This window comes from Paenarthrobacter ureafaciens, assembly GCF_004028095.1.
GTDB classification, from domain to species: domain Bacteria; phylum Actinomycetota; class Actinomycetes; order Actinomycetales; family Micrococcaceae; genus Arthrobacter; species Arthrobacter ureafaciens.
The window spans coordinates 2,883,491-2,896,074 of sequence record NZ_SBHM01000007.1; the positions used below are offsets into that span (position 1 = coordinate 2,883,491).

Genomic DNA, 12,584 nt, shown 5'->3' on the forward strand with positions numbered 1-12,584 from the left:
CGCCAACCAGCGAACCGGAAGAACGAGGGAGCAAGGCGATACAGATGGTAAAGCAGCCCGTATCCGTGAACGGCGTTGTCCGCTGGAAGGATGTGGGCTTGGCTGATCAGGCACAGAGCGAACAGAAGGAGCGCAAAATGGTCGTACTACGCCACGAAATCGGTGATGTACTGCGCGATGTCCGCCAGCGTCAGGGCCGCACCCTCCGCGAGGTCTCGCACAGCGCCCGCGTTTCACTCGGATACTTGAGTGAAGTTGAACGCGGCCAAAAGGAAGCTTCGTCCGAGCTCCTGTCTTCTATCTGCACCGCACTGGACGTACCGTTGTCCAGCATGCTGCGCGAAGTAAGCGACCGCGTCGCAGTTGCAGAGGGAGTTGCGGTACCGGACACGGTTCCGCAGGAATTCTCCCAGCGTTACGGTCGGGATCTCGATCTCACCGACGACTTCGGCCAGGGCATGCTGTCCGGAGCGCGGTAACCGTCCCCTAGTACGTCGAAGGTCCCCAGCCACTGGCTGGGGACCTTTCGCGTTGGTGGCACGGACAGCGGTTCCGCCGGATCTGCTACTGCGCTGCGTCCCCGGGGTCTTTGGCAGTGTCTTCCGAGGCGGGGGCTTCTACGGCGGTGTCGTCTTTGGCTGGGGCCTCCTTGATCAGCCCCTCTCCGTACACGGCGTTGAGCCTTTCCATGTACTCGGCGAGGGTCTGCACGTCCTCCAGCGGCCATGTCCCCAGGCGTTCGCGGAAAGCCTGCCGGCGGGCGTCCTGCACCTGGTGCATCTTCTCTTCGCCCTTGTCCGTCAACCGGATGGACTGGGCCCTGCCGTCCTGCGGATCTGCCTCCTTATAGACAAGCCCGAGGCTCTCCAGGAAGGCGATTTGGCGGCTCACGGAAGGCTTGCCGACTCCAACGCAGGAGGCCAGGTCTGTCAGGCGGATGGGGCCCTCGCGGCGGATGATGGTCAGCAGTCCATAGGCGGCGGGTTCCATGTCCGGATGGACCTGGCGGGAAAGCTGGTGCGAGATGGAACGGGCGCGGCGCCAGAGCAAGCTCAGCTGGTGTTCAACCTGCTGAAGGGCATCATCCACTTCGTCGCGTTGGACGGCAGTGGCCGGTGCATGGGGGAGAGGATTGCTCATGGCAACCATTCTAGGGTCCGGCGACATGAGAGACTCTATCCGTGAGGGCAAGTGATTTCTGGCGGTTGATGGACGACGAATTCGGGGCGGGCTATTCCCGGGTGCTTGCCGGATCCCTGGTGCTCGCCGGAGTTGGCGGCCGCACCGCTACGGACGCCCTCGCCTCGGGTTTCGACCCCCGCGATGTTTGGCTGGCAGTTTGCGACGTGCAGGACGTGCCACCCGAGCGCAGGCTTGGCCGGGACATCAAACCCACCGGTTAGCCGTAACCCGGTCCAGCTGGTCGACGCCGGGCCGGGACACGCCGTCGCGTTGTTCGAATATCTGTTCGGATTTGGATATGCTCCTGTGAGAGGAAAATTGATCCTGAAGGACGCATTCCACGCTCCGGCGGCCCTTGTTTTCCACATAGGCCAAGCGGGCAGCTAAAAATGTCAGAGCGCCGCATTAGCGTCAGACGTGACAGGAAAGCGGCCGTTCAGGCCACTCCACAGCGAGAAAGCATCAGAGGTGTGAACCATGGCGGCAACCCCGGATCGTGAGAAGGCGCTCGAGGCAGCGCTTGCCCAGATCGACAAGCAGTTCGGCAAAGGCTCCATCATGCGCCTGGGTGATGACACCCGCGCTCCGATCGAGGTCATTCCCACCGGTTCCATTGCCTTGGACGTGGCCCTTGGCATCGGGGGACTCCCGCGCGGCAGGGTCGTGGAAATCTATGGACCGGAATCTTCCGGTAAGACCACCGTCGCCCTGCATGCTGTAGCCAATGCACAGCGTAACGGCGGCATCGCGGCCTTCATTGACGCCGAACACGCCCTGGATCCCGATTACGCCGCGAAGCTTGGCGTAGACACGGACGCCCTGCTGGTTTCACAGCCGGACACCGGTGAACAGGCTCTGGAAATCATGGACATGCTGGTGGGCTCCGGCTCGCTGGACATCATCGTCATTGACTCCGTGGCTGCGCTGGTTCCCCGCGCTGAAATCGAGGGCGAGATGGGCGATTCCCACGTTGGCCTCCAGGCGCGCCTCATGAGCCAGGCCCTTCGAAAGATCACCGGTCGCTTGAGCCAGACCAAGACCACCGCGATCTTCATCAACCAGCTGCGTGAGAAGATCGGCGTCTTCTTCGGATCGCCGGAAACCACCACCGGTGGTAAGGCACTGAAGTTCTATGCCTCAGTGCGTATTGACGTCCGCCGCATCCAGACGCTGAAGGAAGGCGCCGATTCCGTCGGTAACCGGACCAAGGCAAAGATCGTCAAGAACAAGATGGCTCCGCCCTTTAAAATTGCCGAGTTCGACATCATCTACGGCCAGGGGATCTCGCGCGAAGGCGGCATCATCGACATGGGCGTGGAACACGGCATCATCAAGAAGTCGGGATCCTGGTTCACCTACGACGGCGATCAGCTCGGTCAGGGCATGGAGAACTCACGCCGCTTCCTGCGGGACAACCCGGAGCTTGCCCAGGAGTTGGAACGCCTCATCAAGGAAAAGCTTGGCGTAGGCGTGAAGCCCGAAGAGGAATCGCCCAAGCTGAAGGCCGTTGACGGTTAGGAACGGGCCGGATCCGGATTCGCCGGTTGCTGCCGATCCGGAACCGGACCCGGAATCTGTTGCGCGCGCCATCGTTTTGAGGCAATTGACGATGGCGCCGCGGAGCCGGCTCCAACTGGCACGGAAGCTTGCCGAACGTAAAGTGCCTGAGCACGTTGCCGAGGCTGTTCTCGATCGCTTTGAGGAAGTCCAGCTCATCGACGACGCCGAGTTCGCCCGCATGTGGGTACGAAGCCGATCGCAGACCAAGAAGCTCGCCAAGGGCGCCCTGCGACGGGAACTGGCTGACAAAGGCATCGAACTCGAAGATGCCGAGGAAGCCTTGGCCCAGGTCTCGGACAAGGACGAGGAACTTGCAGCGCGCGAGCTTGTCCAGCGGAAGTTGAGGCCGGGCATGGATTTGACCGACCGGGCTGAGCGGGACAAGTACACACGCCGGTTGGCCTCCATGCTCGCGCGCAAGGGCTATTCCCCTTCACTGGCCTTCAGGATCGTCGGTGAGGTGCTGGCAGAAGCCGGTACCCTTGAGTAGTGAGTTTGACCATTCCATCCCCTGCACAAGAATCCACGCAGCCTTCCCTGGTACCTGGGACGCTTCAGGAGGCGGCATCCTCCGTGGAGCCCAGGACCTACCAGGTCCGGACCTTCGGTTGCCAGATGAACGTCCATGATTCCGAGCGCATGTCCGGTCTCTTGGAAGAAGCCGGCTATGTTCCGGCGGACGGGGAGTTTGCCGACGTCATCGTGTTCAACACCTGCGCGGTGCGGGAGAATGCGGACAACAAGCTCTACGGAAACCTGGGACAACTTCGCCAGGTCAAGGCAGCCAACCCCGGAATGCAGATCGCGGTGGGTGGATGCCTGGCCCAGAAGGACCGGGAAACCATTGTGCGCAAAGCACCGTGGGTGGATGCCGTTTTTGGTACGCACAATGTGGGCGCCCTTCCCGCCCTCCTGAACAGGGCACGGCACAACAATGAAGCCCAGCTCGAGATCCTCGAGTCACTGGATGTGTTCCCGTCCACGCTTCCCACCAAGCGTGATTCCGTGTACTCGGGATGGGTTTCCATCTCGGTCGGCTGCAACAACACCTGCACGTTTTGCATCGTGCCTTCGCTCCGCGGCAAAGAGAAGGACCGCCGCCCCGGCGAGATCCTTTCTGAGATCCAGGCACTGGTTGACGACGGCGCCGTGGAAGTAACTCTTCTCGGCCAAAACGTGAACTCCTACGGCGTGGAGTTCGGTGACCGCCAGGCGTTCTCCAAGCTGTTGCGTGCATGCGGCCAGATCGCCGGGCTGGAACGCGTCCGTTTCACGAGTCCCCACCCCGCCGCTTTCACGGATGACGTTATTGAGGCCATGGCGGAGACACCCAACGTCATGCCACAGCTGCACATGCCGCTCCAGTCCGGCTCCGACAAGGTCCTTAAGGACATGAGGCGCTCCTACCGTTCCAGCAGGTTCCTGGGCATCCTGGACAAGGTCAGGGAGCGGATTCCGCAGGCGGCCATCTCCACGGACATCATCGTGGGTTTCCCGGGTGAGACGGAAGAAGATTTCCAAGCCACCCTGGATGTCGTGGAAAAGTCCCGCTTCGCGTCGGCCTTCACCTTCCAGTACTCCAAGCGTCCGGGAACCCCCGCTGCCGAGTTGCCCGCGCAGCTCCCCAAAGCCGTGGTCCAGGAACGTTACGAACGCTTGACCGCGCTTCAGGACCGCATTGCAGCCGAGGAGAATGCCAAGCAGCTTGGCAGGCGGGTCGAGGTCCTGGTGACCGCCCAGTCGGGCCGGAAAGCAGGGGAGACGCACCGCCTGTCCGGCCGCGCCAAGGACCAACGCTTGGTGCACTTCTCCGTCCCGGAGGGCGCAGAAGCACCCCGTCCCGGCGATTTCGTCACGGTCATCATTACTGAGGCCGCGGCATTCCATCTGGTTGCGGACCCTGCCGGACCCGAGGATTACATCGTGCGCCGGTCCAGGGCAGGCGACGCTTGGGACCGTTCGCAGGCCGAGTCCTGCGGTGTACCGGCGCCAGGTGCCGGTTCCGGGAAGGCCGGTGTTTCGCTGGGCATGCCCGCCATTCCGGCCCGCCGGGCCTAGCCAGGGGTAGATCCATGTCCGCTGCTGGCAGTAATGTGCCGTCTTTGCCTGTCATCGCCGTCGTGGGCCCCACGGGTTCGGGCAAGTCGGACCTGGGTGTGGAGCTTGCCTTGGCCTTAAACGGGGAGGTCATTAATGCTGATGCCCTCCAGTTCTACCGGGGCATGGACATCGGCACGGCCAAAATCACGGTGGAAGAACGCAAAGGCATTCGCCACCACCTGCTGGACACCATGGAAGTGACTGAAGAAGCCAGCGTGGCCGACTTCCAGCAGGAATGCAGGGCTGCCATTCGTGACATCCGGAGCCGGGGAAAGCAGCCGATCATGGTTGGCGGCTCCGGTCTCTACGTCCGTGCGGCCTTGGACGTACTGGAGTTCCCCGGTACCGATCCGGAGCTGCGCAAGCGCCTGGAAGGCGAATACGAAGCACAGGGACTCATGCCATTACGGGAACGGCTCCAGGCGGTGGATCCGGACTCGGCCGCTCGGCTGGGGGATGCCCGGCGCGTCATCAGGGCACTGGAAGTGTATGAACTGACCGGCCGGCCCTTCAGTTCCTTCATGCCGCAACGCCAGTACTTCCAGCCGGCACTCCAGATCGGGCTTTCCGTGGATCGGGAAGAGCTGCGGGAGCGCTTGGCAGCGCGGGTCCACCGGATGGTTGATGCGGGGCTCCTGGAGGAAGTGGAACGCCTTGACGCTGCCGGATTGAGGCGGGGGAAGACCGCTTCCCGCGCGCTGGGCTACGCACAGTTCCTGAAAGTGCTCGACGGCGACTGGAGCGTAGCAGAGGCGGCAGAGGCCACGATCATCGCTACCCGGCAATTCGCGCGTCGCCAGCTCACTTGGTTCCGCGCCGATCCCCGGATCAGCTGGCTTGACTGGAAGGACGCCGACCTGGTGGCCAAAGCTGTGGCCCTTGCGGAGGCAGGATAATTTCTGGCCGTCCACCCGTGGCAGGTAGCCTAGTCCCATGGATCAGACCCCCGCAGTTTCCGCCCGGCAGTCCGCCGCTGCCGAGCTCACCATGACCGCCGCCAGCCTGTCAGGTGTGGCGTTTTCGAAGGGCCATGGCACGGGAAACGACTTTGTGCTGATCGCCGATCCCGGTGCTGTCCACGACATCACCCCGGAGCAGGTGGCCGCCCTGTGCGACAGGCACCGCGGCATCGGTGGGGACGGGCTGATCCGCGCTGTTCCTTCACGCGACCTTCCCGAAGGCCGGGCGCTGCTGGAGCAGGACGCTTCCGCTGAATGGTTCATGGACTACCGCAACGGCGACGGTTCCCTGTCCGAGATGTGCGGCAACGGAGTGCGTGTATTTGTGCACTTCCTCATTGACCAGGGCCTGGTGGACCTGGGACCGGGTGAGGCCCTGACGATCGGTACCCGCGGCGGGATCAAGAAGATCGCACGCTCGGACAACGGCTACGCAGTGGATATGGGTCCGTGGGAGTTCATTTTCCCGACTGAGGCCACGTCGAAGGCCATGGATGCGCTGGTCAGCGCCGATGGCCTGGAAGTAGCCCGACCGGGACTCTCGGTGAGCATGGGCAACCCCCACACGGTGGTCGCTTTGGCGGAGCTTAGCGAGCTCGCCGCAACGCAACTCTTCAAGGCCCCGGTGGTTGACCCCAAGCCGGCCAACGGGACCAACGTCGAATTCGTGGTTCCGGCAGAGCCGCTGGTTCACGATGGCTTCGGCACCATCACCATGAGGGTGCACGAGCGTGGCGTGGGCGAAACCCAGTCATGCGGCACCGGAGCCTGCGCCGCCGCCGTCGCCATCCGTCACTGGGCCGGGAACACGGCACCGAACGCTTGGCACGTCAATGTGCCAGGCGGCGTGGTTGACGTGAAGTTCTTCCCGGGCGGGGACGGCCGCGAGCACGTAGAGCTCAGCGGCCCCGCGGTTATTGTGGCTAGCGGGACGCTCGCCTGACCCTGAGGATCCTGAAGGACTTGGACGTGCTTTCCCGGGACACCGCAAAGGAATCGTCCAGTTCGCCGGCCAGCCAGCGCTGCAGGGAATCCGAGCCAAGGTTCTTTTGAACCACAAGCCAGGCGTTGCCGCCCGGCGCCAACCGCGGAAGCCAGGTCAGCAGGAGCCGGTGCAGTTCTTCCTTGCCAATGCGGATCGGCGGGTTGGACCAGATGGTGTCGAATTCGACGTCGGACGGCACGTCCTCCGGCAGGCTCGCCTTGACGTTCCCGAGGCCAAGCGATGCTGCGTTCTCGTTGGTCAGCGCGATGCAGCGCTCATTGACGTCAACCGCATGCACTTGGGCCGACGGCGACTTCAGGGCCATGGTCAGCGCAATGGGACCCCAACCGCAGCCGATATCCAGCAGGTTCCCCTCGGGCGAAGGATCCGGCACTTCGCCCAGGAGGACAGCGGTTCCTTTGTCGATGCCGTCCGGGCTGAAGATGCCTGTGGAGGTCTGCAGATGCCTGGGTGCGCCTGCAAGTTCCACGGTGAGGGGCTTGCGGGTAAACGGTCCGGCCGGTTGGGCGCTGAAATAGTGTGCAGACTCCATAATTTGCCAGATTAGTTGGCGTTGGGCGGCATGGGAAACTGTGGTGCCTGCGCCCAAGCCCGACGTTACCCCTGCCGTCGCCTCCAGCGTGGCCGGGCCAATTTGACACGGCTGATAGTCTTGGATGCATGTTCTTGATCTTTGAGTAGCCTGCCGCCTATCCGGCAGAACAGCCGGCCAATCATCGGCACCGCCCCGCGACGTCCGCCTGCGTACACATGACACGCATGGCCATTCCGCCCGGCGGGTTTCACGGCCCTCGGAAGATCACTTCAACTCCGCTTTCCAGCGCTCCAGTGCCGCCTTTCCGGTTCCTCCGGACGGGTGCAGGATGTCCACGCCGGGTAAGCCGGAGTATCAGGCTTTCTTCACACGGACCTGACGGACCCTCCACAGCGGACCATCACAGAGTCGGGCAGCGCACGTGACCGCTGCCATACGAACCAACAGGAGGCCCTTTTTGGCCCAGGCCCGTCAGCCCAGCGCGAATACCCACGCGAAAGACACCAATCAGCACTATTCTGGAATTGCCGAACAGTCTAAGGAGACCATGACCACCCAGAAGCACTCCGGATCCGATTCCGACGCCCAGGACATGAGTCCTGAAGAAATCCAGGCCGTCATCGACCGGATTCTGTCCAAGGATGTACCCGCAGGCGCATCCGGGGATACCGACGCCAAAGGCGTCCTTGGCAAGGCCCAGGCGATCTCCGCGCTTGAGGAAGAGCACAGCGTTTACGACGGTGAGCAGGAAGACCTGGCCGAACGTCGGGCACTGCGTCGAACAGCAGGCCTTTCAACCGAACTCGAAGACGTCACCGAAGTTGAATACCGGCAGTTGCGCCTCGAGCGGGTGGTCCTCGCCGGACTGTGGACCGAAGGCACCTTGGCCGACGCCGAGAACTCGCTCCGTGAGCTGGCTGCGCTGGCAGAGACGGCAGGTTCGGAAGTCCTCGACGGAATCGTCCAACGCCGCACCAAGCCGGACCCCGGGACGTTCCTCGGCTCCGGAAAAGCCCAGGAACTGAAAGCTATTGTGGCGGCAACGGGCGCAGACACCGTTGTGGTAGACACCGAGCTCTCCCCATCACAGCGCCGAGGCCTTGAAGACATCGTGAAGGTCAAGGTAGTGGACCGCACGACGCTGATCCTGGATATCTTCGCCCAGCACGCCAAGAGCCGTGAAGGCAAGGCACAGGTGGAGCTTGCCCAGCTGGAGTACCTGCTCCCGCGGCTTCGTGGCTGGGGCGAATCGATGTCCCGCCAGGCCGGTGGCCAGGTGGGTGGCGCCGGGGCCGGTATGGGCTCCCGCGGCCCCGGTGAAACCAAGATCGAACTTGATCGCCGCCGGATCCGGACACGCATGGCCAAGTTGCGGCGGGAAATCGCCGCGATGAAGCCGGCGCGCGAGACCAAGCGCGCCAACCGCCGTCGTAATTCCGTGCCGTCGGTAGCAATTGCCGGCTACACGAACGCCGGCAAGTCCTCGCTGCTCAACCGACTGACAGACGCCGGCGTCCTGGTGGAGAACGCGCTGTTCGCCACGCTTGACCCCACTGTGCGGAAGGCGCAGACCCCGGACGGCATCGGGTACACCTTGGCGGACACCGTTGGGTTCGTCCGCTCCCTCCCGACGCAGTTGGTGGAAGCGTTCCGTTCCACGCTGGAAGAAGTGGCGGACGCGGACTTGATCCTGCACGTCGTCGACGCATCACACCCGGATCCTGAAGGCCAGATCGCTGCCGTTCGGGCCGTGTTCAGCGAGGTCGACGCCCGCAAGGTTCCGGAAATCATCGTCCTGAACAAGGTGGACGTAGCCGATCCGTTCGTGGTGGAGCGCCTGAAGCAGAAGGAGCCACGCCACGCGGTTGTTTCCACCCGTACGGGGCAGGGAATACAGGAGCTTCTGGAAACCATCAGCCAGGCCATCCCCCGGCCGGGGGTGCGTTTGGAGCTGCTCATTCCGTATGAGCGCGGCGAACTGATCAACAGGCTGCACAGCCCCGATGCCGATATCCTCAGCATCGAACACGAGGAAAACGGGACGCGGGTGGTGGCGATGGTCCACGAAGGCCTGGCCGCCGAGCTGGAGTCATTCGTCACCAATGGTTGAGCAGGTGGCGGCGGAGACCGCTGAAACGGCAGGGGAGAGGTTTACCCTCGAACTGCTGGAGAAGGCTGTTGCCGGTTTGGGTGGCCAGAGCCGTCCCGGGCAGCAGGAAATGGCAAAGCATGTGACCCGGGCCATCGAGTCCGGCGAGCATCTGCTGGTCCAGGCAGGGACGGGCACAGGCAAGTCGCTGGCCTACCTGATCCCGTTGATTGCCCATTCCATGGACAGCAACAAGCCGACCCTGGTTTCCACCGCCACTTTGGCCCTCCAGACCCAGATCGTGGGCAGGGATTTGCCCCGCCTGCTGGAGACTATCACTCCCGCCTTGGCGCGCCCGGTCAACGTGGCGCTCGTCAAAGGCCGGGCGAACTACGTTTGCCTGCAGAAGCTCGAGGGAGGGTTCCCCAGCGAGGAACCCTCCGAGGGCCAGCTTTTTTCGCTCGGAGAGGACACCAGCGTGCCGCACTTTGCGGCTTCGGTGGGCGGAGCGTCGTCGCAGCTGGGCAAGGAAGTCCTCCGTCTGCGGGAGTGGGCCGGCAAGACGGCCACAGGCGACCGGGATGAGCTCATGCCCGGCGTTACGGACAGGGCGTGGAGACAGGTTTCGGTCACGTCCATGGAATGCCTGGGGGCGCAGAAGTGTCCGCTCGCCGAGGAGTGCTTCAGCGAGTTGGCACGGGCCAAGGCGGCGGAGGCGGACGTCGTGGTCACCAATCACGCGATGCTTGCCGTCAGTGCTTTCGAGGGCCTGGCCGTGCTGCCCGAGTATGACGTCGTGGTGGTCGATGAGGCCCACGAACTGCAGGACCGGGTCACGGGAGCAGTATCCGGGCAGCTGTCGGTGGCCATGGTCCACGCCGCTGCGTCCAGTGCCCGCAAGCACACAGCCATTACCGTCGACGCCTTGAATGCCGCTGCGGACCGCTTGGATCTGGCGCTGGTGGGGGTTCCCAGCGGCTTGCAGCCGAACGGCTTGAACGACGAGCTGCTCGACTGCCTCGACCAGCTGCGGGACGCCACGCGCGCCGCGCTGTCCGATTCGAAAACGGACTCCTCCAACGCCGTCGACGGCGGACGGCAGCTTGCGCGGTCGCGCCTGATGCTCATCCTGGAACTCTGCGAGAGGCTGCTCACGGCGAAGGAAAACCGGGAAGTGGTCTGGTTCTCCAGGAACGCCGCTTTCGATCCGCAGCAGGGCTACTCCCAGCCCGATGACTCCGCACCTGCGCTCATCAACGTCGCACCGCTGAGCGTCGCAGGGCGTCTCCGTGAAGGACTGTTTGCCGATCACACAGTGGTGTTGACGTCCGCTACGCTCGCCATCGGCTCGGCCTTCGAACCGGCCGCCGGCGGATTGGGGCTGATGGGTGACGGCGCGCCCAGCTGGACAGGGCTGGACGTCGGGTCCCCCTTCGACTACCCCAAGCAGGGTGTCTTGTATGTCGCCCAGCACCTGCCGAAGCCGGGCAGGGGCACGTCGCCGGAAGCCCTGGACGAACTCGAAGACCTCATTCGGGCATCCGGTGGGGGAGCGCTGTGCCTTTTCTCCTCGCGGCGCGCGGCGGAAGAAGCGGCTGATGCCATGCGGTCGCGTTTGGATGTGGACATCCTGTGCCAGGGAGAATCCACCATGGCGGCGCTTGTGAAGCAATTCTCCGATGAACCGGACACCTGTCTCTTCGGCACCATGTCCCTGTGGCAGGGAGTGGATGTTCCGGGTGGTACCTGCCGCCTGGTTGTCATCGACCGCATCCCCTTCCCGCGGCCGGACGATCCGCTCATGACCGCACGCTCCCGGGCGGTGGCACAGTCCGGTGGTAACGGATTCATGGCGGTCTCAGCAACGCATGCGGCCATTAGGTTGGCGCAGGGCGCCGGGCGCCTTATCCGGTCGACAGGGGACAAAGGCGTGGTTGCCGTTCTTGACTCCCGGCTCTCCACGGAAAGGTACGGAGGCTTCCTGCGTGCCGCACTCCCGCCATTCTGGACGACGACGGACCGCAAGGTAGTGCAGGGAGCTTTGGGGCGGTTGGCGAAGCAGGACCCCTAGAGGGAGCGCAGCACCGAAACGACCTTGCCCATGATGGTGGCTTGATCGCCGAGGATGGGTTCGTACTGGGTGTTTTGGGGGAGCAGCCAGGTGTGCCCGTCGCGCTGGCGGAAGGTCTTGACGGTCGCTTCGTCATCAAGGAGGGCGGCCACGATGTCGCCGTTGACGGCGTCGTTCTGACGGCGGACCACCACCCAGTCGCCGTCGCAGATCGCGGCATCGATCATCGAGTCACCAGCGACTTTGAGCATGAACAGTTCGCCGTGGCCAACCAATTGCCGGGGGAGCGGGACGACGTCCTCGACGGATTGATCGGCGAGGATAGGGCCGCCGGCCGCGATCCGTCCTACCAAGGGCACCATGGCGGTGTCACTGGCAGTTGCCAGCGCGGTGACATCCATGCCGCCGCTGCTGAGCAGTGTGCCGGGAGCCTCCACCCCGGGAATGCCGGCGCCGCTGTCCAACGTCAGGGGCATGAGGACTTCCATGGCACGCGGTCGCTTGGGATCACGGCGGAGGTAACCAAGCTTCTCCAGCTGGGATAGCTGATGGGTAACGCTGGAGAGACTGGCGAGGCCGACGGTATCCCCGATCTCGCGCATGCTGGGTGGATACCCGTTGTCATTGACCGACCGCTGGATGGTCTCGAGGATTTTCTTCTGCCGGACGGTGAGGCTCTTGGGGGCTTTGGGGGCCTGTTGGCTGCGCAGGGATGCCCTGCCTCCTGTGGCTTTTGCTGCCATGTTCGCCAATGCCCTTCCGTTCCGCCCCGGGCCTGGTCCGTTGCTGCCCGAAGATGCCGGGCCCAAAAATGTCAGACCCTCCTGATGCACTGAATCTGTGCCTGTTTCTTCACTCAAACGTAGGTCAGGCACGGGCGTTTATCAAACATTTGTTCTAGCGAGTCTCGACACCATTCGTTGATAAGTGCTAAAAATGTCATAGCAAGGTTCGAATATGTGTTCTATAAGCCGTTGTCGATGTTCGAAGGATGTTCGAACGCCGGCGCGGAGTGCACACAGAGAATTGGCAAGCCTGCGCGGTTCCGCCGGCGCAGGCAATCCTTCAGGAGGGCTCAGGCT

General features: G+C 63.4%; 12 protein-coding genes. 9 read left to right on the top strand and 3 right to left on the bottom strand.

What is annotated here, in order from left to right; genetic code table 11:
• Positions 1 to 44: 44 nt before the first annotated feature.
• Positions 45 to 479 carry a helix-turn-helix domain-containing protein gene (locus tag AUR_RS17520; RefSeq protein ID WP_021472656.1) on the top strand — a complete coding sequence of 145 codons (435 nt, stop codon included), beginning with the start codon at positions 45 to 47 and terminating at the stop codon, positions 477 to 479.
• 85 nt (positions 480 to 564) lie between these two features.
• On the opposite strand, the gene AUR_RS17525 is transcribed toward AUR_RS17520, so the two are convergent.
• Complete coding sequence (locus AUR_RS17525; protein WP_052474103.1) at positions 565 to 1,140, bottom strand: MarR family winged helix-turn-helix transcriptional regulator; 576 nt, start codon at positions 1,138 to 1,140, stop codon at positions 565 to 567.
• 41 nt (positions 1,141 to 1,181) lie between these two features.
• On the opposite strand from AUR_RS17525, the gene AUR_RS17530 reads away from it, so the two are divergent.
• The 6 genes from AUR_RS17530 (at position 1,182) to dapF (ending at position 6,744) form a co-directional block, all read left to right on the top strand.
• On the top strand, positions 1,182 to 1,403 hold the full coding sequence (locus AUR_RS17530; RefSeq protein WP_043426191.1) for a DUF3046 domain-containing protein: 222 nt from the start codon (positions 1,182 to 1,184) through the stop codon (positions 1,401 to 1,403).
• Positions 1,404 to 1,659: 256 nt separating this feature from the next.
• Positions 1,660 to 2,700 (top strand): recombinase RecA, encoded by a 1,041-nt coding sequence (gene recA, locus AUR_RS17535; protein ID WP_021472659.1) that lies wholly within the window; start codon positions 1,660 to 1,662, stop codon positions 2,698 to 2,700.
• A complete protein-coding gene (locus tag AUR_RS17540; RefSeq protein ID WP_062095992.1) occupies positions 2,690 to 3,232 on the top strand; it encodes a regulatory protein RecX in 543 nt (180 codons plus the stop codon). The genes recA and AUR_RS17540 overlap by 11 nt, the downstream gene beginning before the upstream one ends.
• On the top strand, positions 3,232 to 4,800 hold the full coding sequence (miaB, locus tag AUR_RS17545; RefSeq protein WP_375338536.1) for a tRNA (N6-isopentenyl adenosine(37)-C2)-methylthiotransferase MiaB: 1,569 nt from the start codon (positions 3,232 to 3,234) through the stop codon (positions 4,798 to 4,800). Before AUR_RS17540 ends, miaB begins: the two co-directional genes overlap by 1 nt.
• Positions 4,801 to 4,814: 14 nt before the next feature.
• The gene (gene miaA, locus AUR_RS17550) at positions 4,815 to 5,738 is read left to right on the top strand and encodes a tRNA (adenosine(37)-N6)-dimethylallyltransferase MiaA (protein ID WP_062095993.1); all 924 of its coding nucleotides are present in this window, start codon (positions 4,815 to 4,817) and stop codon (positions 5,736 to 5,738) included.
• A gap of 37 nt (positions 5,739 to 5,775) precedes the next feature.
• Positions 5,776 to 6,744: a diaminopimelate epimerase gene (gene dapF, locus AUR_RS17555; protein WP_062095995.1), complete on the top strand. Its 969-nt coding sequence runs from the start codon at positions 5,776 to 5,778 to the stop codon at positions 6,742 to 6,744.
• Here dapF and AUR_RS17560 read toward each other — a convergent pair.
• Positions 6,725 to 7,339: a class I SAM-dependent methyltransferase gene (locus tag AUR_RS17560; protein ID WP_021472664.1), complete on the bottom strand. Its 615-nt coding sequence runs from the start codon at positions 7,337 to 7,339 to the stop codon at positions 6,725 to 6,727. The two genes, dapF and AUR_RS17560, sit on opposite strands and share 20 nt — an antisense overlap.
• Positions 7,340 to 7,889: 550 nt before the next feature.
• Between AUR_RS17560 and hflX the strand changes: the two genes are divergently transcribed.
• Positions 7,890 to 9,452, top strand: coding sequence for a GTPase HflX (gene hflX, locus AUR_RS17565; RefSeq protein WP_043426189.1), 1,563 nt, complete (start codon positions 7,890 to 7,892; stop codon positions 9,450 to 9,452).
• Complete coding sequence (locus tag AUR_RS17570) at positions 9,445 to 11,502, top strand: ATP-dependent DNA helicase (RefSeq protein WP_062095997.1); 2,058 nt, start codon at positions 9,445 to 9,447, stop codon at positions 11,500 to 11,502. The genes hflX and AUR_RS17570 overlap by 8 nt, the downstream gene beginning before the upstream one ends.
• On the opposite strand, the gene lexA is transcribed toward AUR_RS17570, so the two are convergent.
• Entirely contained in the window at positions 11,499 to 12,245 is a 747-nt protein-coding gene (gene lexA, locus AUR_RS17575; protein ID WP_062095999.1) for a transcriptional repressor LexA, read from the bottom strand. The genes AUR_RS17570 and lexA overlap by 4 nt on opposite strands.
• Positions 12,246 to 12,584: the final 339 nt, after the last annotated feature.